A 26,497-nucleotide genomic window follows, 5' to 3' on the forward strand; every position below is an offset into this window, starting at 1 on the left:
GCACTGTCCATTGAGGACACTGTGTCAGTGCTCACTCCTGGCCAACCAATGGAGTGTCCGCGCCGTCGTCATCGTTGTAAGGGAGTAACCGGGAAGAGCTATTCGCAAGGGAAAGATGAGCGGCGAGGACAAGCGGAACCGTCCGGATGTCAGTTTCACCCAGGTGATCGCAGGCGCGCTGGCGGCGGTGACCGCGGCGGCGCTGGGCGCGCAGCTGGGGGTGGCCGGCACGATCATCGGGGCCGCGGTGGCCAGTGTGGTGGGCACCGTGGGCACCGCGCTCTACCAGCACTCGCTGGAACGCAGCCGGGCCGCGGCCAAGGCCCTGCGCATCGCGACCGCACCCACCGCGCTGGCCGCCGCCGCGCTGGCGGCACGGGCCGCGGAGAAGGCGGACCGGGAGGGGCGGACCGAGGAGCACGCGGCCGCGGCTGAGCCGGCCGAGACCACGGAGTCCAAGGCCCAGCAGCCTGAGGCCGAGCAGTCCGGGACCCCACAGCCGGAGACCGAGCGGGAGGCCGCGCCGGAGTCCGGGCGGCGGCCCTGGTACCGCCGCTGGCAGCTGGTCGCGGCGGTGACCGCGCTGGTCTTCGCCATCGGCATGGGTGGCGTGCTGCTGATCGAGCTGGCCACCGGAGCGCCGCTGTCCGGCAAGGCGGGCGGCGGGCGGACCACGGTCGGCGAGCTGTTCGGGCCGGGTGACCGGAAACCGACCACCAAGCCGGGCAACCCAACGCCGTCCAGCTCCGTCTCCACTACGGAGAGCACGACGCCGGAAGCCCCGACCAGCACCAGCCAGGTCCCGCCGACCAGCACGTCCAGCCAGCCACCGGGCACCACGTCCAGCTCTCCGCCCACCACCACGACCTCGAACCAGCCGAGCAGCGCGGCCCGTCCGCCGAGCAGCACGCCGCCGCCCACGGGCACGCCCGCGGAGCGGAACTCGCCTACCAGCCCTTGATCACATTGGGCGGAACGGCCTAGCGGCGTTAGTGCAAGCTGCCCACGACCGAGGTCGCGATGTGACACGACACGCCCACGGATGGCCCACTGCTGACACGTGTTCCTCCTTTCGGCGGATGCCCGGGGTAGGTCTGTGTCTTTAACGTCCCCCAAAAGTGATGAAGCGATGACGCAGCGTCACTGACGGTCACTGGCGGAGAGGACGGGCTGATGGACCTCTCGTTTCCGGTCACGCAACCGATGGCGTCTCGCCGGTGGCCTCCACTTCGTTGAGCCAAACCCCGAAAAGGGCCGTCGACCCCTGCATTCCCCCTGCCATCGACGGCCCGGTGTCTCACCAACACGAGAGGGCTACGGATGAAGATCGCAGTCGCAGCACGCGCCGCAGGCGTCGCGCTGCTGGCCACCGGTGCGGTTGTCGCGGGCGGCCTGCCCGCCGCGGCGGACAGCTTCGCTTCCCCAGAAATGCTGCAGGCCATGCAGCGCGACCTCGGGCTGACCGCTGAGCAGGCGGCCGACCGGGTGGCCAGTGAGCTCAAGGCCACCGAGGTCGAGAAGTCCGTGCGGGACGCGCTCGGCGCCGCCTTCGCCGGCGCGCACTTCGACGAGGGCAGCGCCAAGCTCGTGGTCAGCGTGACCGACGCGGCCAAGGCCGCCGCGGTCGAGGCCGCGGGCGCCACCGCCAAGGTCGTGGCGCGCACCGAGGCCGCCCTCGACGGCGTGAAGGGCGCGCTGGACGCGGCCGAGTCGAGCCTGCCCAAGGGCGTGACCGGCTGGTACGTCGACGTCAAGAGCAACAACGTGGTGGTCAACGTGCAGCCGGGCGCGGCGAACGAGGCCCGCGCGCAGCTGGCCGCGCTGCCGGAGGCCGCCGCGATCAAGGTCGTGGAGACCGACGAGGCGCCGACCCCGCTCTACGACGTGCGTGGTGGCGACGCCTACTACATGGGCGGCGGCCGCTGCTCGATCGGCTTCTCGGTGCAGGGCGGCTTCGTCACCGCCGGGCACTGCGGCCGGACCGGCACCGCGACCCAGGGCTTCAACCGGGTCGCCCAGGGCACCTTCCGCGGCTCGACCTTCCCCGGCAACGGCGACTTCGGCTGGGTCGCGACCAGCTCGAACTGGACCCCTCGGGGCGTGGTGAACCGCTACAGCGGCTCCACCACCGTCCGGGTGGCCGGTTCCAGTGAGTCCGCGGTCGGCGCGTCCATCTGCCGCTCCGGCTCCACCACCGGCTGGCGCTGCGGCACCGTCCAGGCCAAGAACCAGACGGTGCGCTACCCGCAGGGCGCGGTGACCGGCATGACCCGCACCAACGCCTGCGCCGAGCCCGGTGACTCCGGTGGCTCGTGGCTGTCGGGCACCCAGGCCCAGGGTGTCACCTCCGGTGGCTCCGGCAACTGCTCCTCCGGCGGCACCACGTACTTCCAGCCGGTGAACGAGATCCTCAGCGCGTACGGGCTCCGGCTCGTCACAAGCTGACCGTAAGGGTGCGGCGGGCCGGCGCCCTGCAAGCCGGTCCGCCAGCACCCGCCGAAAGGCGTCCGCGGGATCCCTGCCCCGCGGGCGCCTTTCACTTTGAATTCTTCGAATCCACGTCGTTTGACCCCTTGGCAAAGTCACAAACCGTCGCTAGCTTTCCCCCGTCTGGTCTAACAAGGTGGCCCGATAGAGGGAAGGCGCTCGGATGAAGCGACGTTCGGTCACTGGCCTGCTGGCGGTGACGGTGCTGGCCGGTTCGGCGGTCGGCGCGCCCGCCGCGGCGGCCAGCGCTGGACTGACCGCGATCCCGGCCCGCGATTCCAGCGTCGTCGCGGCGCTGACCCGCGATCTTGGCCTCAGCGTGGCGCAGGCGGCGACCAGGCTGAGCCAGGAACGCCGTGCCGAGCGCATCGCCGGTGATCTCCGCGGCCGCCTGACCAGCTTCGCCGGCTCCTGGTTCGACCCGGCCACCGGCACGGCCGTGGTCGGCGTGACCGAACCCGCCGAGACCGAGACCGTCCGAGCCACCGGTGCCACCCCGCGCCTGCTGCGCCACTCCCGGTCGGCCCTGACCGCGACCAAGGCCGAACTGGACGCCCGGCAGGCCCCGCCCGAGGTCACCAGCTTCCACGTGGACGAGCCGGGCAACCGGGTCGTGGTCACCGTCCTCCCCGGCGGCCGGGCCGCCGCCGAGCGGTTCGCCGCGGGCACCCAGGCCGTGCAGGTCGTGGAGAGCGCGGCCGCGCCCGCGACCACCGGTGACCTGGCCGGTGGCGGCGCGATCTACCTGAGCGGCGCGGCCGGTGGCCGCTGCTCGGCCGGGTTCACCGCGCGCACCGCGGACGGTCAGCCCCGGCTGCTCACCGCCGGGCACTGCGCGGACGGCGGCAACCTGGTCAACGGCCCGGGCGACGTCAAGATCGGCGAGTTCTCCCGGGTCAACTGGAAGGACCAGAACGACTTCGCCGAGGTGACCGTGGACCCGGCGGCCTGGACGCTGCTGCCCCAGGTCAGCACGCACAACGGCGGCGCGGTGACGATCAAGGGCGCGGAGCGGGCCTCGGTCGGGGCCAGCCTGTGCAAGTCCGGCTCCACCAGCAAGTGGACCTGCGGCGTGGTCACCGCCCGCGACGTCACGGTCAAGTACGGCCAGATCGACGGCTCCACCATCACCGTGCGCGGCCTGGTGCAGCACAACGCCTGCGTGGAGCCCGGCGACTCCGGCGGCTCGAACGTCTCCGGCGACCAGGCCCAGGGCATCACCAGCGGCGCCAAGCTCTACGACGCCAACGGCGACGGCCGCAACGACAGCTGCCTGGCCAAGCGCGGCGAGGAGTCGGTGTCCTGGTACCAGCCGGTGGACGAGGCACTTGCGACCTATCGGCTGACCCTGGCCACCGGCTGAGGCTGCCCTGCGTGCGGCGTGTTGTCGGCCCCCCGACCGCGCCGCACCCGGGTTGGTAGGCGACCGTGGCGTTCCCGCACTCTCTCGCGGGAACGCCACGGCCGCCTCAGTTGAGCCGTTCCCTCAGCCGCGCCGCGGCCGCCTTCGGGTCCGCCGCCTCGGTGATCACCCGGACCACCACGATCCGGTCCGCCCCGGCGTCAAGCACCTCGGGCAGCCGCTGCTCGTCGATGCCGCCGATGGCGAACCACGGCCGCTGGTGCCCGGCCGCCGCGGTGTGCCGCACCAGGTCGAGACCGGGCGCGGGGCGGCCGGGTTTGGTCGGGGTCGGCCAGCACGGGCCGGTGCAGAAGTAGTCCACGCCCGGCTCGGCCGCCGCGGCGTCGGACTGCTCGTGGTCATGGGTGGACCGGCCGATCACCACGTCCTCGCCCACGATCCGCCGGGCCATCGGCACCGGCAGGTCGTCCTGGCCGAGGTGCAGCACATCAGCCCCGGCGGCCAGCGCGATGTCCGCCCGGTCGTTCACCGCCAGCAGCACGTCGTGCCGCGCGCAGGCCTCGGCGAAGACCGCCAGCAGCCGCAGCTCCTCGGCCGCCTCCAGGCCCTTCTCCCGCAGCTGCACGATGTCCACGCCGCCGGAGAGGGCGGCGTCGAGGAACTCCGGCAGGTCACCGCGATCCCGGCGGCCGTCGGTGCACAGGTACAGCCGCGCCGCACGCAGCCGCTGGCGAATCTGCTCTCCGTCAAGTCCAGGCACGACACCGGAGCCTATGCGCTCCCAGTTCTGCCTGCTACGGTGGAATTCGGTCCGCACGGGAGCCCGGTAGCACTGGGCTGAGAGGGAGCCTGCTGGCTCCGACCGTCGAACCTGATCCGGGTCATGCCGGCGCAGGGAGCGTGAGATTCGTGTCGAAGGCAGTCGTCGTCGTGGGTGGCGGCGTGATCGGTCTGTCCATCGCCTGGCAGCTGGCCACGGCGGGGTTCGCCGTCCGGGTGGTCGATCCGGCGCCGGGCACCGGCTCGTCCTGGGTGGCAGGCGGCATGCTCGCGCCGGTCACCGAGGCCTGGCCGGGGGAGGAGGACCTGCTCGCGCTGGGCGCGGCCTCGCTGCGGCGCTGGCCGGAGTTCGCCGCGCGGCTGCACACCGCGGCTGGCCGGGATCCCGGGCTGCACACCGCGGGCACGCTGGCGGTCGGGGTGGACGCGGCCGACCGGGACGAGCTGGTCAGGCTGGCCGAGTTCCTGACCTCGCTGGGCCGGGAGGTGCGTCAGCTCACCGCGCGTGAGGTGCGGCGGCTGGAGCCCTCGCTCGGGCCGTCGGTCCGCAGTGGACTGGACGTGCCGGACGACCTGTCCGTGGACAACCGGCTGCTGCTGGCCGCGCTGCGCGCCGCGTGCACCGCCACCGGGGTGGAGTTCATCGCGGTCGAGGTCGCGGAAACCTTGCCCGGCAAGGTGCTGCTGGTCAACGGGTCCACAGTGGACAGTGATGTCACGGTGCTCGCGGCTGGAGCGTGGAGCGCCCGGCTGTGCCCCCGGCTGGACGGCCTGATCCGGCCGGTGAAGGGCGAGATCCTGCGGCTGCGGCACCGGCACGGCGCGCTGCGGCCGCCCGCGCGCACCATCCGCGGCCTGGTCCGCGGCAAACCGGTCTACCTGGTGCCCCGGCCGGACAACGGACTGGTGCTGGGCGCCACCCAGTACGAGGCCGGGTTCGACACCGAGGTGGTCACCGGGGGCGTGCGCGACCTGCTGCGCGATGCCGAGGAGCTGGTGCCGGCCATCGCCGAGTACGCGCTCATCGAGTGCGCCGCCGGGCTGCGGCCCGGCAGCGTGGACAACCTGCCCCTGCTCGGCTGGCTGGAACCCGGCCTGCTGGTGGCCACCGGGCACCACCGCAACGGCATCCTGCTCGCCCCGGTCACCGCCGAGGTGGTGCTGGACCTGGTGGCGGGCAAGGAGATCACCCCCGAAGCACAGGCAGCCGACCCCGGGAGGAGCAGATGAAGGTACGGGTCAACGGCACGGACCGCCAGCTCGGCGAGCAGGCCACCGTGGCCGAGGTGCTGACCCTGCTGGACGCGCCCAGCACGGGCATCGCGGTCGCCCTCGACGGCGCGGTGGTGCCGAGGGCGAGCTGGGCGGAGACCGAGCTGCGCGAGGGCTCGGTGGTGGAAGTGCTCACTGCGGTTCAGGGAGGTTGAGTGGACGACCATCTGGTGATCGCCGAACAGGAGTTCGGCTCACGGCTGGTGATGGGCACCGGCGGCGCGCACAACCTGTCCATCCTGGAACAGGCGCTGGTGGCCTCCGGCACGGAGCTGACCACGGTGGCCATGCGCAGGCTGGACGGCGAGGGCGGCACCGGCGTGCTGGAGTTGTTGCGGCGCCTGGGCATCCAGCCGCTGCCGAACACCGCGGGCTGCAAGAGCGCGGCCGAGGCGGTGCTCACCGCGCGGCTGGCCAGGGAGGCACTGGAGACCCGCTGGGTGAAGGTGGAAGTGGTGGCGGACGACCAGACCCTGCTGCCGGACCCGATCGAGCTGCTGGACGCCTGCGAGCAGCTGGTGGCCGACGGCTTCATCGTGCTGCCCTACACCAACGACGACCCGGTGCTGGCCAGGAAGCTGGAGGACATCGGCTGCGCGGCCGTGATGCCGCTGGGCTCCCCGATCGGCACCGGCCTCGGCATCCGCAACCCGCACAACATCGAGCTGATCGTCTCCAGGGCGAGTGTGCCGGTGATCCTGGACGCCGGGATCGGCACCGCCTCCGACGCGGCACTGGCCATGGAGCTGGGCTGCGCCGCGGTCCTGCTGGCCACCGCGGTCAACCGAGCCACCCACCCCGAGATGATGGCCGCCGGCATGCGCGCCGCGGTCGAAGGCGGCCGCCTGGCCAGGCTGGCCGGTCGCATCCCACAGCGCTTCTGGGCACACGCATCGAGCCCACAGCGCGAGTCCTGAACAGCGCACTGACGGGGAAGACGGCGGTCGTCGTCTCCCCCGTCGCAGTGGCTACACCTCGTCGATGTCCCTGACCCGCCACAGGCCGGAGACCGGGCCGACGCCGCCACCCAGTGGGTAGGACTGCCGGACCGCTTCCCGCACATAGCGTTTGCCGAACTGGACGGCCTCCACCATGGTCGAACCCTTGGCCAGGGCCGAGGTGATGGCCGAGGCCAGGGTGTCGCCGCCGCCGTGGGTGTGCACGGTGTCGTAGCGCGGGCCGGGCAGCTCCAGGAAGGTCCTGCCGTCGTAGAGCAGGTCCACGCACTGCGGATCGCTGTTCAGGTGGCCGCTCTTGATGAGTGTCCACTGTGGACCGAAGGCGTGCATGGCCACCGCGGCGTCACGCAACTCGGTGCGGTGCTTGACATCCAGCCCGGTGAGCAGCCGCACCTCGTCCAGGTTCGGCGTGACCAGGGTCGCCCTCGGGAACAGCTCCCGCTTGAACGCCTCCAGCGCGTTGTCCCGCAGCAGCGGGTCGCCGTGCATGGACGCGGCCACCGGGTCGACCACGAACGGCGTGCGCCCGTCCCGGCCGATGCCGACCTGGTCACAGGCCTTGCCGATGGCGGTGATGATCTCCGCGTTGGCCAGCATGCCGGTCTTGGCCGCCTGCACGCCGATGTCGGTGGCCACCGCCTCGATCTGGGCGGCCACCACCTCCGGCGCGATCTCCACGATGCCGGTCACGCCGAGCGAGTTCTGCACGGTGATCGCGGTGATCGCGGTCATGCCGTGCACTCCGCACCCGAGGAAGGTGCGGAGGTCGGCCTGGAGCCCGGCCCCGCCACCGGAGTCCGAACCGGCGATGGTCAGCGTCCGGGGCGGGGTCGGCGCTCCTGCGTGGTGCTGGGTCAACGGTCCACCACTGGCAGGTAGACCTTGTTGCCCTGTTCGGAAAACTCGCTCGACTTCTCCTGCATACCCGCCTCGATCGCCTCCACTGAGGACAGTCCGTGCTCCTCAGCGTACTTGCGCACGTCCTGCGTGATCTTCATCGAGCAGAACTTCGGCCCGCACATCGAGCAGAAGTGCGCGGTCTTGGCGGGTTCGGCGGGCAGTGTCTCGTCGTGGTAGGCCCGCGCGGTGTCCGGGTCCAGCGACAGGTTGAACTGGTCCACCCAGCGGAACTCGAAGCGCGCCTGGGACAGCGCGTCATCGCGTTCCTGCGCCCTCGGATGGCCCTTGGCCAGGTCCGCGGAGTGGGCGGCGATCTTGTAGGTGATCACGCCGACCTTCACGTCGTCCCGGTTGGGCAGGCCGAGGTGCTCCTTGGGCGTGACGTAGCAGAGCATCGCGGTGCCGTGCCAGGCGATCTGCGCCGCGCCGATGGCCGAGGTGATGTGGTCGTAGGCGGGCGCGATGTCGGTGGCCAGCGGGCCGAGGGTGTAGAACGGCGCCTCACCGCACAGCTCCTCCTCCAGCCGCACGTTCTCCTTGATCTTGTGCATCGGCACGTGACCGGGGCCCTCGATCATCACCTGCACGTCGTGCGCCCGCGCGATGTGGGTCAGCTCGCCGAGGGTCTTCAGCTCGGCGAACTGGGCCTCGTCGTTGGCGTCGGCGATCGAGCCGGGCCGCAGGCCGTCACCGAGGGAGAAGGTGACGTCGTAGGCCCGCAGGATCTCGCACAGTTCCTCGAAGTGCGTGTAGAGGAAGCTCTCCTTGTGGTGCGCCAGGCACCAGGCGGCCATGATCGAACCGCCGCGGGAGACGATGCCGGTGACCCGCTTGGCGGTCAGCGGCACGTATCGCAGCAGCACGCCGGCGTGCACGGTCATGTAGTCCACGCCCTGCTCGCACTGCTCGATCACGGTGTCCCGGTAGACCTCCCAGGACAGCTGGGCCGGATCGCCGTTGACCTTCTCCAGGGCCTGGTAGATCGGCACCGTGCCGATCGGCACCGGCGAGTTGCGCATGATCCACTCACGGGTCTCGTGGATCCGCTTGCCGGTGGAGAGGTCCATCACGGTGTCGGCGCCCCAGCGGGTGGCCCACACCATCTTCTCGACCTCGTCCTCGATGGAGGAGGACACGGCCGAGTTGCCGATGTTCGCGTTCACCTTCACCAGGAACTTCTTCCCGATGATCATCGGCTCCGCCTCGGGGTGGCACCGGTTGAGCGGGATGACCGCCCGCCCGATGGCGACCTCGCTGCGCACCAGTTCCACATCGACGCCCTCGCGCACGGCGATGTACTGCATCTCCGGGGTGATGATGCCCGCCTTGGCGTAGGCGAGCTGGGTCACCGCGCCGTTGACCGGCTCGCGCGCGGCGACCCAGTCAGCGCGCAGCCTCGGCAGTCCACTGTGGACATCAATGGTGGCCTCGGTGTCGGTGTACGGCCCTGAGGTGTCGTACACGTCGAGGTGTTCGCCGTTGGTCAGCCCCACGCGCCGGAACGGCACCTGGACTCCACCTGGCCCCTCGACGTACACCTTGGCCGAACCCTGGATCGGGCCGGTGGTGACGGTCGGACGGATGTTCCGATCGGCAAGTGCCGTCATGGCAAAGCTCCCTACGCCGGCATTACCCGGTCAGGTTCAGGCGGTCGACAGCCCCAGGGTCGAAAAGCCGACACCTAGCTGCCCTCTCAGCCCGTTTCGGTACGAGCTCCCGCGTGTTGTGTTGTGGTGGTGGGCCGCACGGGCCCTCTAGGCACCATAGTGAGCGATCGGCGTGCTGACCACACCGCTCGCCGGGTGAAATGTGCGCAGTACTCCGTCTGCCAGCTCGGCGAACCCGCCGGTCGCCGGGTTGTGCGCGGTGGGCTGGATGCCCTCCACCAGCCCGATCCGTTCGCCAGTGCCCGGATCCCAGGTCTCCAGCCCCGCCGCCGCGCTGACGTGCAGCTTGCCCTGGTGCGCCCACATCGGCCCGTCCAGACCGGTCAGGCTGCCGACCAGCTCGCGGCTGGGCGCGTCGTAGAGGTGGGTGACCACCACCCGGTCCGCCTCGTGGTGGATCCGTTGCAGCGCCACCGTGTTGTCGTCGAGCCAGGCCACCGGGATGTCCCAGGCGTAGTCGTCGGTGTCCAGGTAGGGCATCCGCTCGGGCACGTGGGTGTCCCCGCCCAGCCAGGCCGTCACGTCGATGAGCGAGGGGGCTGGGGCCGGGTGCCAGAACCAGCCGTCGGCGAGTAGCCAGCGCCCGGACGGGCTGGCGTGCAGGGCGCCGTGGAAGTAGCTGAGGCCGTTCTCCGGTTCCGGTTCGCCGACCGGCCAGTTCGAGCGCACCTCGCGCTCGGTCAGCAGCTCACCGCCGGGCAGCGCGAAGGCGTCCACCCGGTTCCAGTCGGTCTGCGCGACCAGCACGTCTCCCGGCAGGAAGGCCACCCCGAACGGCACGGTGTACACGTCCCAGCCCTCGTCGCGGCGCAACGCGAACACCTCGTGCCCCGCCGCCAAGTCGACCAGCGACCCGTGCCAGCCGTAGTCGTCGGTCACCGCCGCGTACCGGCCGTCCGCCGAGGTGTGCAATCCGAAGCCCCGCGTCCGGCCCCGGAAGTCGTCGGGCTCCGTCGCGTACTCCCAGGACACGAAGTCGGCGACCACCTCCGCCTCGCCGGACTCGCTCAGCCGGATGAGGTGGTCGTTGGCGTCGTTGATGGTCAGCCAGCCGTCCGGCAGTGGCGCCAGTCGCCGGTGGGTGTGCCGGATCGCGTACTTCACCAGGTCATGGTCTCGCGGGGGTCGACTGAATATTCGCCAGTGTGCGCAGCACCCCGTCGGTGAGCTCGGCGAACGCGCCGGTCACCGGGTTGTGCGCGTGCGGCCGGAACCCCTCGACCAGCCCGATCCGCGCGCCCCGCGCCGGAGCCGAAGCCCCACATCGGACCGCCCGGACCGGCGAACATCCCGGCGCGTGCGGCGGTCCTGGCGTCGTACAGCTCGACCCCGTCGATCATCATCCAGTCACCCTGGCCGATCCGCTGGACCGCGACGGTGTCCTCGTCCACCCAGGCCACCGGCTGGTCCCAGGCTTCATCCCGGAACGAGAGCCGCTGGTCGGGCTCCTCGCCGCGCAGCCAGACCGGGACGTCGAGCACCCTCGGCGAGCCCACCGGTCCCCACACCCAGCCGTCGTCGGCCACCCGGGTGCCCTCGGGGCTGGTGTGCAGGCCCGGCCCCCTGACCCGGCCGCGCTCGGCCGGGTACGCGACGTGGCCGCAGAGTAAGGAGTCCACCTCAGTGGCCGAAGGGGTCCTCGACCTCGCCCGGCATCCAGCTCAGCCCGTCCACGCCCCAGCCGTTGGCCTTGAGCATCTTCTTCGCGGCGCGCTTGTGCCTGCCGGTCAGCCGGTCCAGGTACAGGTAGCCGTCCAGGTGGTCGGTCTCGTGCTGGAGGCAGCGGGCGAAGAAGCCCTTGCCCTCGATCTCGACCGGGTTGCCGTGGCCGTCGAAGCCGGTGACCTTGGCCCAGTCGGCGCGGCCGGTGGGGTAGGCCTCGCCGGGGGCGGAGAGGCAGCCCTCGATGTCGTCCTCTTCGTGGGGCATGCCCTCGGGGATCTCGGTGGTGGCCAGGACCGGGTTGACCACCTCGCCCTTGAACCAGTTGCCCTCGTCGTCGTGGCAGTTGTAGACGAACAGGCGCAGGTCCACCCCGATCTGGTTGGCCGCGAGGCCCACACCGTTGGCCGCGGCCATGGTGTCGTACATGTCGGCGATCAGGGTGCGCAGCTCCTCGTCGAAGTTCTCCACGGGGCGCGTCGGGTTGTGCAGCACGGGGTTACCGGCGATGACGATGGGGTGCACGGCCATGCCCAGAAGCCTATCGGCGTGTCGGGTGGACGCGCCGGGCTGTGCCCCAGCCTGTGTCAGGGTTACGTGGTGTAATGGGTGAACCGGAAAATGACAGCCGTGGGATTCGCCGATCGGTGAGTGCGAGGAGCCGGATGGACGCCGCAGAGGTCAGGGCGAGGTCCTGTGACCAGGACACAGGCCCGGCGGCGCTCAGCGAGCGGGAACTCGAGGTGCTCGCCTTCGAGCGCCAGTGGTGGAAGTACGCAGGTGCCAAGGAACAGGCCATCCGCGAGATCTTCGACATGTCCGCGACCCGCTACTACCAGGTGCTCAACGCGCTGATCGACAAGCAGGAGGCCCTCGCGGCCGACCCGATGCTCATCAAGCGCCTGCGCCGGTTGCGCGCCAGTCGCCAGCGCACCAGGGCCGCCCGGCGACTGGGCATCGAGCCGATCTGATACTTCTTTCCGCCACTGCTGACATCAGCGTTCTCGGAGGCAATGCATGAGCTCGGTGGAGCCGTCCAGCGCATCCCGCCCACTGCGGGTCGCGGGGCTGGCGGCCCTAGGCGTCGCGGGAGTGGCACTAGTGCTGGGCGTCGTGACCCTGTTCGCCAACAACGGCACCGAGGATCCGCAGAACGGCGCCCAACCAGGGCCGACCACCAGCACCTCGGCCGACCCCGGTCAGCCGACCACCAGCAGCGGTGACCCGGCCCCGACCAGCACCACCTCCGCGGAGCCGTCGCCGAGCACCTCGTCCTCGACCAGCCAGCAGCCGACGCCGACCACCAGCGCCGGGCCGCCGCCGGGGACCAGCAACCAGCCGCCGCCGAACCCGCCGAAGGCGCCGGTGCGGGTGTACAACAACTCCAACGTGAAGAACCTGGCCGACCACGCCGCCGAGGACCTGCGCAACGCCGGTTACCCGATAGACGAGGTCGGCAACTACTCCTCGGGGATCATCCCGACCACCACGGTCTACTACCGGCCGGGCACCGACGAGGAAGCCGCGGCGAAGTCCCTCGCCAGGGCCTTCGGCATCCGCGCCGAGCCGCGCTTCGACGGTCTCAAGGACGCCAAGCCGGGCCTGATCATGATCGTGACCAGGGAGTACAAGCCCGGCAGCGGCGGCGGCAAGGACGGCGGCAACATCAAGTAGCCGCCGCCCCGCCTCGGTGGCTCAGTCGCCCTGGCGGTGCCGGTCGGCGTAGGCGGCCAGGCTGGCCAGCTGCGCCGGGTCCAGCGACGGGCGGACCGCCTTGCGCGCGGTGTCCAGGTGCGCCGGGGTGACCTCGGCGGCCTCCAGCGACTCGCGCATCGCGGTCAGCGCGGCCTCCCTGATGAGTGCGGCGCAGTCGGCCGCGGAGTAGCCGTCCAGCTCGATGGCCAGCGCGGGCAGGTCCACCTCCGCGGTCAGCGGGGTGTGCCGGGCCGCCGACTTGAGGATCTCCGCGCGCGCCTCGGCGTCCGGTGGTGGCACGTAGACCAGGCGCTCCAGCCGTCCCGGCCGCAGCAGCGCCGGATCGATCAGCTCGGGCCGGTTGGTGGCGCCGATGATCACCACGTCGTTCAGCGGCTCCACCCCGTCCAGCTCGGTGAGCAGGGCGGCCACCACCCGGTCGCCGACGCCGGAGTCCGAGGACTGGCCGCGGCGCGGCGCGAGCGCGTCCACCTCGTCCAGGAACAGCAGGGTGGGCGCGGCGTCGGCGGCGCGGCGGAACAGCTCGCGCACCGCCCGCTCGGACTCGCCGACCCACTTGTCCATCAGCTCGGCGCCCTTGACCGACATCACGTTCACCCGCCCTGACCCGGCCAGCGCGCGTACCAGGAAGGTCTTGCCGCAGCCGGGCGGCCCGTACAGCAGCACGCCGCGCGGGGGCTGCACGCCGAGGCGGGCGAAGGAGTCCGGGTACTGCAACGGCCACAGCACCGACTCGGTGAGGGCCTGCTTGACCTCGGTCATGTCGCCGACGTCGTCCAGGGTCAGCCCGCCGGTGGCCAGCGCGTCCGAGGATGACATGGAGATCGGCCGCACGGTCTGCGCAGCGCCGAGCAGGTCCTCCTGGCCGATCCGCGGTTCGGCCGCCTCCCGCTGGCGCAGCGCGGCCCGCACCGCGGCGTCCCTGCGCAGCGCGACCAGGTCGGCGACCACGAAGCCAGGGGTGCGCTCGGCGACCACGGACAGGTCCACCCCGTCCTCCAGCGGCGCCTCGCGCAGCAGCACCCGCAACAGCTCGGTGCGGGTGCGGGCATCCGGCGGCGGCACGGTCAGCTCGCGGTCCACCAGGTCGGGATCGCGCAGCTTCGGGTGGGTGCCCTCGGGCGAGGCCGTGGTGGCCACGATGGCCAGGCCGGTGGTGTCCACCGCGGCGCGCAGCGCGTCCAGCACCACGGTGGCCAGCGGCGGCGGGTCGTTGGCCGGCAACAGTGCCTCGATGTCGGCGATGAGCAGCACGCACGGGGTGTTGCGCCGGGCCTTGGCCACCGCGGCGTTGATCGCGTCGTGCGCGCGCTGACTGGCCGCGGCCGGTTCGAGCGCGGCGGCGCTGGGCGCGACCAGCTCGATCACCTCGGCATCCACCGCGGCGGCCACCGAGCGCACCAAGGTCGACTTGCCGACACCCTCGGGCCCGCTGACCAGCACGCCGAGCCGGGCCGACGCGCCGAGCCTGGCCAGCAGCTCGGGGCGGCGGAAGGACAGTTCCAGCCATTCGGTCAGCCGCCGGGCCGCGTCCTGCGCGCCCACCAGGTCGGCCACCGGCAGCGGTGGCGCGGCGGGCGCGGGCGGCGCGATGGCCGCCGGGGCCGGGATCGCGGGCCTGGCGGCAGGCGGGGGCTCGCCGGTGCGCGCGCCGTCCCGCCAGCTGACCACGGTGGAGGGCTGCACCGCGACCACGCCCGCCGGCTCGGTGGCGGTGATGGTGAGCAGCTCGTTGGTCCAGGTCAGCCCGATCGCGCGGGACAGCTTCTGACGCGCCGCGCTGACGTCGGAGCCGGGTGGCGGGGCCAGGTCCTGGGGCAGCAGGGACACCGCGTCGCCGGTGGTGATGACCTTGCCGATCAGCGCCAGCCGCACGGTCTCCGGCGACACCCCGGTGCTGGCCAGCCGCGATCCGGACACGGTGACCGCGCGGGCGGCGGCCACCGACACCGGCGCGACCACCACCTCCGAGCCCTCGGTCAGGCCCAGGTTGGACATGGTGATGTCGTCGGTGAGCACCACCCCGGTCGGCACGTTCCCGTCGGCGGCCGCGGCCAGCGCCGCGGTCACCCTGGTGCCGGTCAGCCGGACCGCGTCCCAGGCCCGCAGGCCCAGTGCGTCCAGCACCTCGGGGTGCAGCCGCACCACACCGCGGCGGGTGTCCAGTGCGGAAGGGGAGTGCCGGACCGTCAGCGTGATCACGCTGACGAGCCTAGTCGGGCCTGGAGTCCCGCCGCCGCCGTTCGTTGCGACGCAGGCCCAGCTGCCGCCAGTGGCCGCGCTGGCCGTCCGGCCGGTCCGGGGTCACCAGCAGGTCGCCGTCCGCGCCCCGCCGTCCACGCCGGACCGCCTTGACCGCGGCCCCGGCCACCCGGCGGCGCAGCGGCGGCCGCAGGCCCAGCCGACGGGTGCTGCGCCGGATCGCCCGCCGCTCCTTGGCCGGCACGTCCCAGGCCTCGGGGTGCTTGGCCAGCCAGCGGTAGCGGTAGATCGCGTAGGGCACGTGCGCCAGGTAGACCACCGCGGCCACGGCGAGCAGCAGGAACGGGTAGTTGATCACGATCGCGGCGGCGATGCAGACCAGCGCCAGCAGCGGCGCGATGGCCTTCGGCGAGACCTTGACCGTCTTCAGCGACAGCGTGGGCACCCGGCTGATCAGCAGGCCCGCGATGAACACCATCCAGACGTAGAGCGTCACCGGGTGGGTCCACCAGCCCCGGTGCGTCTCCAGGGTCACCACCAGTGGCAGCAGCGCCACCAGCGCGCCTGCCGGGGCGGGCACGCCGACGAAGAACTCCTTGGTGAACGGCGGCTGCTCGGTGTCGTCCAGCAGCGTGTTGAACCTGGCCAGCCGCAACACCATGCACACCACGTAGACCAGGGCCGCGGTCCAGCCGGTCGGGTTGCCGTCGAAGCCCCAGACGAAGAGCACCAGCGCGGGCGCGACGCCGAAGGAGATCGCGTCGGCCAGCGAGTCCAGCTCGGCGCCCATCTTGGAGGTGGCGTCCAGCATCCGGGCCAGGCGACCGTCCAGGCTGTCCAGGATCGCGGCCGCGCCGATGGCGATCACCGCGAACGGGAACTGCTTCTGCAGGGCGAACTGCACCGCGGACAGCCCGGCGCACAGCGCCAGCACGGTGATCGCGTTGGGCAGCAGCCGCACCCCGGGTGCGGTCCGCGCGGGCACCTCAGGCCCCAGCGGGAAGCTCGGCCAGCACCGTCTCCCCGCCGATGGTGCGCTGCCCCTGCTGGACCAGCACCTTGCTGCCCTTGGGCAGGTAGATGTCCACCCGGGAGCCGAACCGGATCAGGCCGTAGGTCTGGCCGACCTCGATCCGCTGGCCCGCGGTGACCTGGCACAGGATCCGGCGGGCCACCAGCCCGGCGATCTGTACCACCACGACCTCGGCCCCGGTGTCGGTGCGGATCAGCAGCGAGTTGCGCTCGTTGTCCTCGCTGGCCTTGTCCAGGTCGGCGGAGAGGAACTTGCCCGGCCGGTAGGCCACCTGCGTGATCTCGCCGGAGACCGGCGCGCGCTGCACGTGCACGTCGAAGATGGACAGGAACACGCTGACCCGCTGCACCGGCTCGCTGCCCCACTCCAGCTCGGCCGGGGGCACCGCGGTGTCGACCAGGTACACGGTGCCGTCCGCGGCCGCGGTGACCACGTCGGTCCTGGCCGGCGCGACCCGCTTGGGCTCGCGGAAGAACCAGGCCACCCAGGCCGTGACGATCATGCCGAGCACCCCGGCCTTGCGCGAGAACCGGCGCAGGACCAGCGAGGCGAGGAACGCGCCGGCCACGAACGGACGGCCGCCTGGGTGCATCGGCGGGACCGTGCTCTTGGCCAGATCAAGGAAGTGGGCGATCGTGCCGGAGCGGGGTCGCGAATCGTCAGTCATGGGGTCGGCTCGTCCTGGTGTCGGGTGGGCAGAGACGCCAAACGGTAGCCGAACGGGACACCGGAGTTACCCGGCGGTTGCCTCCGCCGCCTGTGCCCGGTGCGCCAGCAGCGCGCCAATGCCCTCGTAGGGCTCACCGTGGTCCGTGGTCTCCGTGGTGCTGCGCACACTCAGCTCGCCACTGGTCAGCCGCAGGTCCGCCGTCCAGCCCCACGGCCGTGGCCCGAGCTTGCCGCTGACCACGTCGTCGATGCCGATCCACCGGCTGTCCGGCCGGTCCCGCAGCGCGCCGAAGCCCTGTTCCAGCAGCGCCTCGACCCGATCCGCCTCGCGCTTGGCGGTGCGGCCCAGCGCGTTGGACACGCCCCGGTTCAGCGCCTTCGCCCGCTGCACGGGCACCAGCAGCAGGCCGTTGTCGCAGACGAACAGGTCGTAGCGGCCCTCGCCGGACTTGACCGAGGTGAAGATGCCGAGCACCTCGGTGCTGGGCGCGAACTCGACCTGCTCGACCGCCTCGGCCAGCGGCACGCCGAGGCCGGTCAGCCAGTCGCGCAGGCCGTCGTGGTCGTTCTCGGCCAGCGCGGTGGCGATCCGCTGGTGCACCTCAAGCTCGTCGCCGTCGCCGTCGCGGACCACCCACGGGCCGCTCCAGTTCAGCTCGAAGCTGGCCTTGCCGTGCCGGACCAGCAGCGCGAGCACGGTGTCGCCGAGCAGCTGGACCAGCGCCTGCCGGGCCGCCTCGGCGCGCTGGCCGGGCGGGGTGGCCTGGTTGACCAGCGGGGCGACCAGCTGCGCGCCCTGCCCTCGGCGCACCACGCCCAGCAGCTCGGTCAGCGCGCCGGTGGTGGCGAAGCCGCCGTCCACCGCGGTCTTGGCCAGCACGCCCGCGTTGCCGGTGACGTGCGCGGCCCCGGCCAGCTCGACGATCTCCGGCCAGCTCGCCCTCGGCCCGAGGTCGTCGGCCAGCAGCTCCTGTTCCAGCCTCGGCACCGCGGCGGCCTCGCCGAGCAGCGCCCAGGCCGGGCGGGTGTCGGTCATCGGCGGCACGTCCGGCAGCTGGGCCAGCGCGGCCACCCTGACCCGGACCGGCGGATGGCTGTCGAAGACCGAGCTGGGCTCGGCGTCGAAGAACTCCTCCTCCAGCTCGGCCAGCCGCGCCTGGTTGTTCTCCTCGGCCAGGAAGGCGCGGAACCCGGCGAGCAGCTCGGGCGTGCGGCCGGCCTCCGGCGCCAGGCCCACGAACTCCTCGCTGTACTTGTGCCAGGCCGCCTCCAGCGCCGAGCTCTTGCGCAGCGCGCTCGCGGTGGCCGCCTTGCCGGCCGCGGTCACCGAGGCCGCGTCCGCCTGGAGCTCCTGCGCCCGGTTGGAGGCCCTGGCCACCAGCGTGTACAGCTGCGCGTAGCGGGCCAGCAGCCAGCCCACCAGGCTGCCACGCAGCTCCTCCAGGGTCTTCTCCAGCGCCGCGGTGGCCCGGTAGGTCAGCGCGGACAACCGGGTGTGCCCGTGGCTGTAGTGGCCCAGCTCGTGCGCGAGCACCGCGCGCAGCTCGGCCACGGTGAGGCCGGCCAGCAGCGGCAGGCCGATCATCAGATAGCGCTTGCCTGAGCGCAGTCCGAGCAGGCTGGTGTCCTCCCAGACCGCGGCGTTGACCTCGGGCACCAGCCGGATGTCGTCCGGGCCCTGGGTGTCCGCGGCCACCGCCAGCTCGTCCACGGTGCGCCACAGCTCCGGGTACTCCGCGCGGAGCAGCTGCGCGCCGTAGGGCTCGTCGCGCACCTTGAGCACCTTGCGCAGCGCCGCGCCGACCGCGACGGCCACGCCGATGGCGGCCAGGCCGACCTGGACGCTCGCCGGGCCGTGGCTTTCGGTGAACAGCCAGACCGCGAACAGTGCCAGCCCGGCGGTCAGCGCGAGGACGAGCACGAAGAAGCCGAGCAGCACCACAAGTGCCGCGACGGCGCGCAGCGGAGCACGCACCAGAGACCTCCGGGAGCGGGCAGAGTCGACAGGGAGTTCGCCAGCCCCCGACGTACTGGCTGGCGGCAGTGTGCCGCCCCGTCCCCGCACCGGGCAAGTCCCGTCAGACGGCAGCCTTGGCCTGGAAGAACGCGCGCAGGCCCGCGTGCGCGTCGCCGTAGTCCTCGGTGAAGTTGGTGATCGCGAACTTCAGCGGGGCGCCCTCGGCGAACTCGATGGTGAGGTAGCCGACCGTGCGCTTGCGGCTGAACGAGCCGCCGGAGACCTCGGCCAGCGGGATCCAGTCCGCGCCCTTGACCTCGCGCAGGGCCGGGTAGCCGCGTTCGGTGAGCAGCGCGATCCGCTTGCGCTCCATGCGTTCCGAGCCGCCGATCAGCCCGCCGAACCCGCGTTTGAACCACACCCAGCGGGACAGCGGCAGCACCAGCAGCCCGCTGCCGTAGACCAGCAGGTCCTTGGGCGCGCGGCCCAGCTGCAGCGAGCTGAACACGCCGACCAGCGGCGGCTCGGTGTCCTCGACCTCTTCCTCCGGGTCGAGGTGGCAGACGAACCGCGGCGGCACACCCAGGGCTTGCAGGTTGCGGCCCAGCGCGTCCACCAGGTTCCGGTCGGCTACCGCGGGTCCGGTCAGCCGGGTCGCGTCGAACAGCCGCCCGTCGGACAGGCGCACCTGCCACGGCCCGCCCCAGTCGAGCTGGTGGTAGGCCCGCCCGGACTCCAGCAGCGCGGTGACCACGGTGTCCGCGAGCAGCTCGGCGACCACCTCCTCGTCGGTCGCGCCCGGCCAGCGCACCGGCTCGGCCAGCTCGGCCACCTGGCCACGGCGCAGCGCCTGCACCACCTCGCCGATCGCGCCGGTGCGGCCAAGTCCGCTCTCCAGCACGGCCTTGGCCAGCAGCCCGGCCCCGTGCCGGGCCTCGGCCGCCGCGGCCAGCCGCACGATGTCCGCCCAGCTGGCCCTCGGGCCCAGCTCGCGGGCGATCAGCGCGGACTCCAGCGCGGGCACCGTGGTCCTCGGGTCGGTCAGCAGCGCCCAGGCCGGGCGGGCGTCGGCGTCGAAGGCCTGCTCCTCGACCTCGGCGATCGCGGCCAGCCTGCGCCGCATCGACGGGTGGCTGTCGAAGGCCGACTCCGGCTGGGTGTCCAGCACCTGCTCGACCAGATCGGCCAGCCAGTCCCGCTGGGCGGGGTGCACCAGGAAGGAGTGGAAGCCCAGCAGCAGGTCCGGAGTGCGGTCGGCCTGGATGGCCAGCCGCGCGTACCTGCGGTTGAACGCCTCCCAGGCCGGGCCCAGCGTGCTGATCGCGCGCAGCGCGTTCGCCGCCGCGTCCCGGCCCGCGGTGGCCACCATCACCCGGTCCGCCTGCAGCTCCTGCGCGCGGGTCGCGGCCTTGGCCACCAGCGCGTACAGGTGGGCGTAGCGGTCGAGCACCCAGCGCACCGGGCCGCGGTCCAGCCGGTCGACCGTGCGCTCCAGCGCCTCCGCGCCCCGGTAGGTGACCGCGGCCAGCCTGGTGTGCCCCCTGCCGTAGTGGCCCAGCTCGTGCGCGAGCACCGCGCGCAGCTCGGCCACGGTGAGCCCGGCCAGCAGCGGCAGGCCGATCATCAGATAGCGCTTGCCCGAGCGCAGGCCGAGCAGCTTGGTGTCCTCCCGCACGGCCGCGTTGACCTCGCCGATCAGCGTGATCTCATCCGGCGGCCTGGTCCCGGCCAGCTCGGCCAGCTCCTCCACCGCGTGCCACAGCTCGGGCTGGTCCCGCCGGGTGAGCTTCGGCCCGCTCGGCGCGGCCAGTCGCGTGTTCAGTGCGCTGACCAGCGCGAACCCCAGGGCGATCAGCACGCCGAGGCCGAGCAGCGCGATCTGCGCGCCCGGCCGCCCGCCCAGCGCGACGCCCGCCGCCACCCCGCCCGCGCCCACGCCCACGACGACGAACGGGAACGCCAGCAGCAGCGTCACCGACAGTCCGGCTCGAAAAGCAGCATGCACCCGGCGGAGTCTGGCCCTCACCTTTTCGGGGGACAACCCCGCTGTTAGCAGTCCTTTATCTGGTGAGCATCACGGTCACCGGGTCGCCCGCGGCCAGCTCGGTGACCTCCGTCGGCACGTCGATCAGGCAGTTGGCCTGCGCCATCGCGGAGAGCAGGTGCGAGCCGGGACCACCGGCCACGGCCACCGTCCCGGTGACCGGGTCGAAGCGGCCCCTGCGGAACTGGCGGCGTCCGGCAGGCGCCTTCAGGCCCTCGGTGAGCACGGCGGTCAGCCGCGGCCGCTCGGTGTCCACCGCGCCGCGCGCGGCCAGCAGCGCGGGCCGCAGGAAGACCTCGAAGGAGACCAACGCGCTCACCGGGTTGCCCGGCAGCGAGACCACCGGCACGCCCCGGTACCAGCCGGCGCCCTGCGGCATGCCGGGCTGCATGGCCACCTTGGTGAACTCCACCCCGTGCCCGGCCAGCGCGTCCTTGACCACCTCGTAGGCGCCCGCGCTGACCCCGCCGGAGGTCAGCACCAGGTCCACCGTGGACAGGTGCGGGGCCAGCGCGGCGTGGAAGGCGTCCACGTCGTCGGGCACGAACCGCAGCAGCTCCGGCACCCCACCGGCCTGCCGCACCGCGGTGGCCAGCATGATCCCGTTGGACTCGTAGATCTCCCCGTGCCGCAGCGCCCGGCCCGGTTCCACCAGCTCGGAGCCGGTGGACAGGACCAGCACCCTGGGCGGCCGGAACACCGGCAGCGCGGAGACCCCGACCGCGGCGGCCAGGCCCAGCTCACTCGCGCCCAGCAGCGTCCCCGCGGCCAGCACCCTGGTCCCGGCCAGCACGTCCTCCCCGCCGCGGCGGATGTTCGCGCCCGCCTTGACCTCGCGGTACACCCGGACCCTCGGCATGCCGCCGTCGGTCCACTCGACCTGCACCACCGCGTCCGCGCCGTGCGGCACCGGGGCGCCGGTCATGATCCGGTGCGCGGTGCCGCCGAGCAGGGACAGCTGATCGGTGCGCCCGGCCGGGATGTCCTCGGCGACCAGCAGCTCCACCGGATCGTCCTGGCTGGCCCCGGCCAGCTCGCCGGAGTGCACCGCGTAGCCGTCCATCGCCGAGTTGTCGAAGGGCGGCAGCGCCACCGGGGACAGCAGTTCCTCGGCCAGCACCAGGTCGAGGCAGTCGGCCAGCGGACGGCGCTCCACCGGGGTGGTGCCCAGCAGGGAGCAGACCCTGGCCTTGTGCGCCTCGACCTCGACCAGGGCTGCGGATGACGTGCTCACGTGCTCATCCTTACCCTCCGGATCTTCATCCGGCGAGCCGCAACCGGACCATTCATGCCAGACTCGGGAATCGTGCAGGTCCGTACTCGTCACACCCCGTACTTCGGCGTCGCCCGGTTGTTGCTGGCTCCCGGCGAGGTCGTGCTGGCCGAACCGGGCCGGCTGGTGGCGACCAGCTACGGCATGGCGATCGACTCCCGCGCCCATGGCGGTTTCCTGAAGTCGCTGACCAGGGCCGCGCTCGGCAGCGAAGGCCCGGCGGTGGCGCTCTACACCGCACCCGCCCAGGGCGGCTGGGTCGACCTGGCGCCGAGCCTGCCCGGCGACCTGCACGTGGTGGAGCTGGACGGCGCGGCGGGCTGGTGCCTGAGCCGCACCTGCTGGCTGGCCGCCCCGGCCACGGTGCAGTTCGACCCGGAGTTCTCCGGCCTGCAAGCCCTCTTCGGCGGCGACGGCGGCTTCCTCACCCACGTGGTCGGCCAGGGCCCGCTGGTGCTGGCCGCCTGCGGCGCGCTGGAGGTGGTCACGCTCAAGGCCGGTGAGCTGATCACCATGGACCCGGGGCACGTGCTGGCCTACGCCGACACCGTGCAGGTCCGGCTACGCGCGGCCACCCACAACGGCAGCCAGTCCATCCGCACCGGCGAGGGCCTGGTGTTCGACTTCGCCGGGCCGGGCGAGGTGCTCGCGCAGAGCCGCGACCCGCGCGGCATGGCGAGCTGGTTGCGTGGTGCCGCAACGGTTTCCCGGGGTTGAGCCGGGTTTTCTGCCGCTGACTTTTGCCGGTCCGCTCCGGTAGCGTTGACCGGGTTCAGCGTGTGGCCGGGAGGATCTCGTGGCATTGGGCACGGTCAAGTGGTTCAACGCGGAGAAGGGCTACGGCTTCATCGCCACCGACGGCGGGGCCGACGTCTTCGTGCACTACTCAGCCATTCAGATGGAGGGCTACCGGTCCCTGAACGAGGGTGACCGGGTCGAGTTCGAGGTCAAGGCCGGACGCGACGGCAGGCAGCAGGCCGAAGAGGTACGCAAGGCCACGTAGCTCACCCGCAACGGCTAGGCTGCGTCCCGTGTCGGAAGACCTCACCGGACGCCGTCTCGGCCATTACCGCATCGACGGCGTCATCGGCCGCGGTGGCATGAGCACGATGTACCGGGCCACGGATGTGCGGCTCGGGCGCAAGGTCGCGCTGAAGGTGATCGCCGACCACCTCACCGTGGACGCGGAGTTCCGCGAGCGGTTCGTGGATGAGGCGCGCAACACCTCGGCCATCGACCACTCGCACGTGGTGCCGCTGTACGACTTCGGCGAGACCGACGGCTTCCTCTACATCGCCATGCGGTTCGTCGACGGCGCCGACCTGGCCAGCCTGATCAAGGACGGCCCGATCGCGCCCGCCCGCGCGCTGACGCTGTTGCAGCAGGTGGCCGAGGCGCTGGACAACCTGCACGGCAAGGGCCTGGTCCACCTGGACATCAAGCCGGCCAACGTGCTGGTCACCACGCGCGAGTCCTCCGGCGAGCACGTCTACCTGGCCGACTTCGGCCTGACCAGGCGCGGCGCCACCGGCCACCGCACCAGGGGCGGGGACTTCCTCGGCTCGCCGACCTACGCCGCGCCCGAGCACCTGCGCGGCGAGCCGGTCGACCCGCGCACCGACGCCTACTCGCTGGCCTGCGTGCTCTTCGCCTGCCTCACCGGCAGGCCGCCGTACCAGGGCAAGGTGCCCGAGGTGATCCAGGGCCACCTGGCCACCGAGCCGCCCGCGGTCACCTCGCTGGTGGTGCTGCCGCCCGCGATCGACGCGGTGGTCCGGCGCGGCATGTCCAAGGACCCGGCCAAGCGGTTCGCCAACTGCCGTGAGCTGATCTCCGCCGCCCGCTCCGCGCTCGCCGCGGTCGCCCAGCAGGGCACGCCGCCGCAGGTCAGGGCACCGGGCAGCGTGCAGCCGACGCCCACGCCGACCGGCGCGCACCAGACGCACCGCCCGCCGACCGGGCCGGTCCCGGTGGCCCAGCCCGCCGCCGTGCCGCACCCGCCGACCGGGCCCAACCCGGTGCAGCCGCCCCCGTCCTACGCCACCCCGCAGCCGGGCTACCGGCCGCAGGTCCAGCCCGCCGAGCCGGTGCGGCTGCGGCCGCCGATGGCGGTGGCGCCGACCGCTTTCGGCAACAGCAGCTCGCGGGAGGTCGGCGGCCGCTGGCTGATCCCGGTGCTGGCCGTGGTCGCGCTGATCGTGGTGGTCATGGTGATCGTGCTCGCAGTGGCCTGAGCTGGGCTAAGGGCTTAGCGGCTTGCACTCGCCCCCGTCGAGTGCTAAACACGAACCTGGCACTCGCCGACAGTGAGTGCCAGGTCGGGACGGTGAGGCCGTCGGCATCCCCACCACTGGGGCGCTGCTGTCCGGTCGTCCGTCGCGGGCACCGAGCCTGGCCGTGCACCCGTGTCATCCACTTACCGGAGGACCACACCGCAATGGCCAAGATGATCGCGTTCGACGAGGACGCCCGCCGAGGACTCGAGCGCGGCATGAACACCCTCGCCGACGCCGTCAAGGTGACCCTCGGCCCCAAGGGCCGCAACGTCGTGCTCGAGAAGAAGTGGGGCGCGCCGACGATCACCAACGACGGTGTCTCCATCGCGAAGGAAATCGAGCTTGAGGACCCGTGGGAGAAGATCGGGGCCGAGCTCGTCAAGGAAGTAGCTAAGAAGACCGACGACGTCGCGGGTGACGGCACCACCACCGCCACCGTGCTCGCCCAGGCCCTGGTTCGCGAGGGTCTGCGCAACGTGGCCGCCGGCGCCAACCCGATGTCGCTCAAGCGCGGCATCGAGAAGGCCGTCGAGGCTGTCGCCGAGGCGCTGCTGAAGACCGCCAAGGAGGTGGAGACGAAGGAGCAGATCGCGGCCACCGCCTCCATTTCCGCCGCTGACTCCACCATCGGCGAGCTGATCGCCGAGGCGATGGACAAGGTCGGCAAGGAAGGCGTCATCACCGTCGAGGAGAGCAACACCCTCGGGCTCGAGCTGGAGCTCACCGAGGGCATGCGCTTCGACAAGGGCTACACCTCCGGCTACTTCGTCACCGACACCGAGCGTCAGGAAGCGGTCCTGGAGGACCCCTACATCCTGCTCTACGGCTCGAAGATCGCCTCGGTGAAGGACCTGCTCCCGCTGCTGGAGAAGGTCATGCAGACCGGCAAGCCGCTGGTCATCATCTCCGAGGACGTCGAGGGCGAGGCGCTGGCCACCCTGGTCGTCAACAAGATCCGCGGCACCTTCAAGTCCGTTGCCGTCAAGGCGCCGGGCTTCGGCGACCGCCGCAAGGCGATGCTGCAGGACATGGCCACCCTGACCGGCGGCCAGGTCATCAGCGAGGACGTCGGCCTCAAGCTCGACAACGCCGACATCTCGCTGCTGGGCAAGGCCCGCAAGGTGGTCGTCACCCGTGACGAGACCACCATCGTCGAGGGCGGCGGCGACGCCGACGCGATCCAGGGCCGGGTCAACCAGATCCGCGCCGAGATCGAGAAGAGCGACTCCGACTACGACCGCGAGAAGCTGCAGGAGCGCCTGGCCAAGCTGGCCGGCGGTGTCGCGGTGATCAAGGCGGGCGCGGCCACCGAGGTCGAGCTCAAGGAGCGCAAGCACCGCATCGAGGACGCCGTCCGCAACGCCAAGGCTGCCGTCGAGGAGGGCATCGTCGCCGGTGGCGGCGTCGCGCTGCTCCAGGCCGCCGAGACCGCCTTCGCCGGCCTCGGCCTTGAGGGCGACGAGGCGACCGGCGCGAACATCGTGAAGGTCGCCGTCGAGGCGCCGCTGAAGCAGATCGCGATCAACGCCGGCCTTGAGGGCGGCGTCGTGGTGGAGAAGGTCAAGAACCTCAAGCCTGGCGAGGGTCTGGACGCCGCCACGGGCGAGTACAAGGACCTGATCAAGGCCGGCATCATCGACCCGGCCAAGGTCACCCGCTCCGCGCTGCAGAACGCCGCGTCCATCGCCGGTCTCTTCCTGACCACCGAGGCCGTCGTCGCCGAGAAGCCGGAGAAGAACCCCGCCGCGCCCGCCGCTCCCGGCGGCGGCGAGATGGACTTCTGATCCAGCTTCGCTGAGCGGTACCAGCTAGACAACTGAACACAAAGCAAGCCCCGGTCCACCTGCACTGTGACCGGGGCTTGCTTCATGCCAAGGAAAGGGCAAAGCCCTTGCCTTGGCTTTTGCTTGTGGCTCTTCGCTTTTGCTCGCAACGGAGCGGCCGGTCTGGGTGGTTCTGCTTCGACGGCCTGGAAAAAACACACCAGCCCTGTCAAGCGCCCCACCCGCGCCGCCCACCGCCACCAACGGCTGGCACCGGGGCGCTTGACAGGGCTGGTTTGGTTTTGGAAGGCCGTCGAAGCAGAACCACCCAGACCCCGCGGAACCACCCACGCTGCATCCGGCGCGCCAACACAAACTGGCACTGGTCTGCAACTCATCTCGCCGCCTTTGATCCTCCCCCCTGCTTTGATGGTCTGCCCGTCCGGCGAGGACATTCTTTTCGCTTTTAAAAAA

25 protein-coding genes and 2 riboswitches are annotated in these 26,497 nt (G+C 71.9%); of the genes, 12 read left to right on the top strand and 13 right to left on the bottom strand.

What is annotated here, in order from left to right:
• The first annotated feature begins 115 nt into the window (after positions 1-115).
• The 3 genes from ACWDY5_RS12240 (at position 116) to ACWDY5_RS12250 (ending at position 3,850) form a co-directional block, all read left to right on the top strand.
• The gene (locus ACWDY5_RS12240; protein WP_449722268.1) at positions 116-961 is read left to right on the top strand and encodes a hypothetical protein; all 846 of its coding nucleotides are present in this window, start codon (positions 116-118) and stop codon (positions 959-961) included.
• Between the two features lie 359 nt (positions 962-1,320).
• Positions 1,321-2,445 carry a S1 family peptidase gene (locus ACWDY5_RS12245; protein WP_449722269.1) on the top strand — a complete coding sequence of 375 codons (1,125 nt, stop codon included), beginning with the start codon at positions 1,321-1,323 and terminating at the stop codon, positions 2,443-2,445.
• A 205-nt stretch (positions 2,446-2,650) separates the two neighbouring features.
• Positions 2,651-3,850, top strand: coding sequence for a S1 family peptidase (locus ACWDY5_RS12250; RefSeq protein ID WP_449722270.1), 1,200 nt, complete (start codon positions 2,651-2,653; stop codon positions 3,848-3,850).
• Positions 3,851-3,956: 106 nt separating this feature from the next.
• Here the strand turns inward: ACWDY5_RS12250 and thiE are convergent, their stop codons facing one another.
• Positions 3,957-4,610: a thiamine phosphate synthase gene (thiE, locus tag ACWDY5_RS12255; protein ID WP_449722271.1), complete on the bottom strand. Its 654-nt coding sequence runs from the start codon at positions 4,608-4,610 to the stop codon at positions 3,957-3,959.
• 45 nt (positions 4,611-4,655) lie between these two features.
• Positions 4,656-4,765, top strand: a riboswitch (TPP riboswitch).
• Between thiE and thiO the strand changes: the two genes are divergently transcribed.
• The 3 genes from thiO (at position 4,760) to thiG (ending at position 6,819) form a co-directional block, all read left to right on the top strand.
• The gene (gene thiO / locus ACWDY5_RS12260) at positions 4,760-5,860 is read left to right on the top strand and encodes a glycine oxidase ThiO (RefSeq protein WP_449722272.1); all 1,101 of its coding nucleotides are present in this window, start codon (positions 4,760-4,762) and stop codon (positions 5,858-5,860) included. (Overlaps the previous riboswitch by 6 nt.)
• Positions 5,857-6,057 (top strand): sulfur carrier protein ThiS, encoded by a 201-nt coding sequence (thiS, locus tag ACWDY5_RS12265; RefSeq protein ID WP_449722273.1) that lies wholly within the window; start codon positions 5,857-5,859, stop codon positions 6,055-6,057. Before thiO ends, thiS begins: the two co-directional genes overlap by 4 nt.
• Positions 6,058-6,819, top strand: coding sequence for a thiazole synthase (gene thiG, locus ACWDY5_RS12270; RefSeq protein ID WP_449722274.1), 762 nt, complete (start codon positions 6,058-6,060; stop codon positions 6,817-6,819). It abuts the gene before it with no gap.
• A 51-nt stretch (positions 6,820-6,870) separates the two neighbouring features.
• Here thiG and thiD read toward each other — a convergent pair whose 3' ends face one another.
• From thiD to ACWDY5_RS12295, 5 genes are all read right to left on the bottom strand, one after another.
• Positions 6,871-7,719: a bifunctional hydroxymethylpyrimidine kinase/phosphomethylpyrimidine kinase gene (thiD, locus tag ACWDY5_RS12275; RefSeq protein WP_449722275.1), complete on the bottom strand. Its 849-nt coding sequence runs from the start codon at positions 7,717-7,719 to the stop codon at positions 6,871-6,873.
• A complete protein-coding gene (thiC, locus tag ACWDY5_RS12280; RefSeq protein ID WP_449722276.1) occupies positions 7,716-9,368 on the bottom strand; it encodes a phosphomethylpyrimidine synthase ThiC in 1,653 nt (550 codons plus the stop codon). Before thiC ends, thiD begins: the two co-directional genes overlap by 4 nt.
• Positions 9,360-9,491: riboswitch (TPP riboswitch) on the bottom strand. (Overlaps the previous gene by 9 nt.)
• A 24-nt stretch (positions 9,492-9,515) precedes the next feature.
• A complete protein-coding gene (locus ACWDY5_RS12285) occupies positions 9,516-10,532 on the bottom strand; it encodes a hypothetical protein (RefSeq protein WP_449722277.1) in 1,017 nt (338 codons plus the stop codon).
• Positions 10,529-11,047: a hypothetical protein gene (locus ACWDY5_RS12290; RefSeq protein WP_449722278.1), complete on the bottom strand. Its 519-nt coding sequence runs from the start codon at positions 11,045-11,047 to the stop codon at positions 10,529-10,531. The genes ACWDY5_RS12285 and ACWDY5_RS12290 overlap by 4 nt, the downstream gene beginning before the upstream one ends.
• A 1-nt stretch (position 11,048) precedes the next feature.
• Positions 11,049-11,621, bottom strand: a complete 573-nt coding sequence (locus ACWDY5_RS12295) for a peptide deformylase (RefSeq protein WP_449722279.1) — start codon at positions 11,619-11,621, stop codon at positions 11,049-11,051.
• A gap of 134 nt (positions 11,622-11,755) precedes the next feature.
• Here ACWDY5_RS12295 and ACWDY5_RS12300 point away from each other — a divergent pair, with 134 nt between their 5' ends.
• On the top strand, positions 11,756-12,061 hold the full coding sequence (locus tag ACWDY5_RS12300; protein ID WP_252483197.1) for a DUF3263 domain-containing protein: 306 nt from the start codon (positions 11,756-11,758) through the stop codon (positions 12,059-12,061).
• A 228-nt stretch (positions 12,062-12,289) separates the two neighbouring features.
• On the opposite strand, the gene ACWDY5_RS12305 is transcribed toward ACWDY5_RS12300, so the two are convergent.
• The gene (locus ACWDY5_RS12305) at positions 12,290-12,478 is read right to left on the bottom strand and encodes a hypothetical protein (protein WP_449722280.1); all 189 of its coding nucleotides are present in this window, start codon (positions 12,476-12,478) and stop codon (positions 12,290-12,292) included.
• A 1-nt stretch (position 12,479) separates the two neighbouring features.
• Between ACWDY5_RS12305 and ACWDY5_RS12310 the strand changes: the two genes are divergently transcribed.
• Positions 12,480-12,764: a LytR C-terminal domain-containing protein gene (locus tag ACWDY5_RS12310; protein ID WP_449722281.1), complete on the top strand. Its 285-nt coding sequence runs from the start codon at positions 12,480-12,482 to the stop codon at positions 12,762-12,764.
• Between the two features lie 21 nt (positions 12,765-12,785).
• On the opposite strand, the gene ACWDY5_RS12315 is transcribed toward ACWDY5_RS12310, so the two are convergent.
• The 6 genes from ACWDY5_RS12315 to moeA form a co-directional block, all read right to left on the bottom strand.
• Positions 12,786-15,008 carry an AAA family ATPase gene (locus ACWDY5_RS12315; protein ID WP_449722282.1) on the bottom strand — a complete coding sequence of 741 codons (2,223 nt, stop codon included), beginning with the start codon at positions 15,006-15,008 and terminating at the stop codon, positions 12,786-12,788.
• 10 nt (positions 15,009-15,018) lie between these two features.
• Entirely contained in the window at positions 15,019-15,993 is a 975-nt protein-coding gene (pssA, locus tag ACWDY5_RS12320; RefSeq protein ID WP_449722283.1) for a CDP-diacylglycerol--serine O-phosphatidyltransferase, read from the bottom strand.
• 1 nt (position 15,994) lies between these two features.
• Positions 15,995-16,708: a phosphatidylserine decarboxylase gene (locus ACWDY5_RS12325; protein WP_449722284.1), complete on the bottom strand. Its 714-nt coding sequence runs from the start codon at positions 16,706-16,708 to the stop codon at positions 15,995-15,997.
• A gap of 66 nt (positions 16,709-16,774) precedes the next feature.
• On the bottom strand, positions 16,775-18,685 hold the full coding sequence (locus ACWDY5_RS12330) for a M48 family metallopeptidase (RefSeq protein ID WP_449722285.1): 1,911 nt from the start codon (positions 18,683-18,685) through the stop codon (positions 16,775-16,777).
• 103 nt (positions 18,686-18,788) lie between these two features.
• The gene (locus ACWDY5_RS12335; RefSeq protein WP_449722286.1) at positions 18,789-20,672 is read right to left on the bottom strand and encodes a M48 family metallopeptidase; all 1,884 of its coding nucleotides are present in this window, start codon (positions 20,670-20,672) and stop codon (positions 18,789-18,791) included.
• Positions 20,673-20,727: 55 nt separating this feature from the next.
• Positions 20,728-21,945, bottom strand: a complete 1,218-nt coding sequence (gene moeA, locus ACWDY5_RS12340; RefSeq protein WP_449722287.1) for a molybdopterin molybdotransferase MoeA — start codon at positions 21,943-21,945, stop codon at positions 20,728-20,730.
• A 72-nt stretch (positions 21,946-22,017) separates the two neighbouring features.
• Between moeA and ACWDY5_RS12345 the strand changes: the two genes are divergently transcribed.
• The 4 genes from ACWDY5_RS12345 to groL all read left to right on the top strand — a co-directional run bounded on the left by ACWDY5_RS12345 (position 22,018) and on the right by groL (position 26,044).
• On the top strand, positions 22,018-22,701 hold the full coding sequence (locus ACWDY5_RS12345) for a TIGR00266 family protein (protein ID WP_449722306.1): 684 nt from the start codon (positions 22,018-22,020) through the stop codon (positions 22,699-22,701).
• Between the two features lie 79 nt (positions 22,702-22,780).
• Positions 22,781-22,987 carry a cold-shock protein gene (locus ACWDY5_RS12350; RefSeq protein ID WP_252482310.1) on the top strand — a complete coding sequence of 69 codons (207 nt, stop codon included), beginning with the start codon at positions 22,781-22,783 and terminating at the stop codon, positions 22,985-22,987.
• A gap of 28 nt (positions 22,988-23,015) precedes the next feature.
• Positions 23,016-24,218 (top strand): protein kinase domain-containing protein, encoded by a 1,203-nt coding sequence (locus ACWDY5_RS12355; protein ID WP_449722288.1) that lies wholly within the window; start codon positions 23,016-23,018, stop codon positions 24,216-24,218.
• A gap of 203 nt (positions 24,219-24,421) precedes the next feature.
• On the top strand, positions 24,422-26,044 hold the full coding sequence (gene groL / locus ACWDY5_RS12360; RefSeq protein WP_449722289.1) for a chaperonin GroEL: 1,623 nt from the start codon (positions 24,422-24,424) through the stop codon (positions 26,042-26,044).
• Positions 26,045-26,497: the final 453 nt, after the last annotated feature.

The organism is Crossiella sp. NPDC003009 (assembly GCF_053591555.1).

What these genes read in the sequence shown, in the direction of transcription:
- ACWDY5_RS12240 (WP_449722268.1), top strand. Translation starts at nt 116, where the DNA reads ATGAGCGGCGAGGACAAGCGGAACCGTCCGGATGTCAGTTTCACCCAG.
- ACWDY5_RS12245 (WP_449722269.1), top strand. Translation starts at nt 1,321, where the DNA reads ATGAAGATCGCAGTCGCAGCACGCGCCGCAGGCGTCGCGCTGCTGGCC.
- ACWDY5_RS12250 (WP_449722270.1), top strand. Translation starts at nt 2,651, where the DNA reads ATGAAGCGACGTTCGGTCACTGGCCTGCTGGCGGTGACGGTGCTGGCC.
- thiS (WP_449722273.1), top strand. Translation starts at nt 5,857, where the DNA reads ATGAAGGTACGGGTCAACGGCACGGACCGCCAGCTCGGCGAGCAGGCC.
- thiC (WP_449722276.1), bottom strand. Translation starts at nt 9,368, where the DNA reads ATGACGGCACTTGCCGATCGGAACATCCGTCCGACCGTCACCACCGGC.
- ACWDY5_RS12295 (WP_449722279.1), bottom strand. Translation starts at nt 11,621, where the DNA reads ATGGCCGTGCACCCCATCGTCATCGCCGGTAACCCCGTGCTGCACAAC.
- ACWDY5_RS12300 (WP_252483197.1), top strand. Translation starts at nt 11,756, where the DNA reads ATGGACGCCGCAGAGGTCAGGGCGAGGTCCTGTGACCAGGACACAGGC.
- ACWDY5_RS12325 (WP_449722284.1), bottom strand. Translation starts at nt 16,708, where the DNA reads ATGACTGACGATTCGCGACCCCGCTCCGGCACGATCGCCCACTTCCTT.
- groL (WP_449722289.1), top strand. Translation starts at nt 24,422, where the DNA reads ATGGCCAAGATGATCGCGTTCGACGAGGACGCCCGCCGAGGACTCGAG.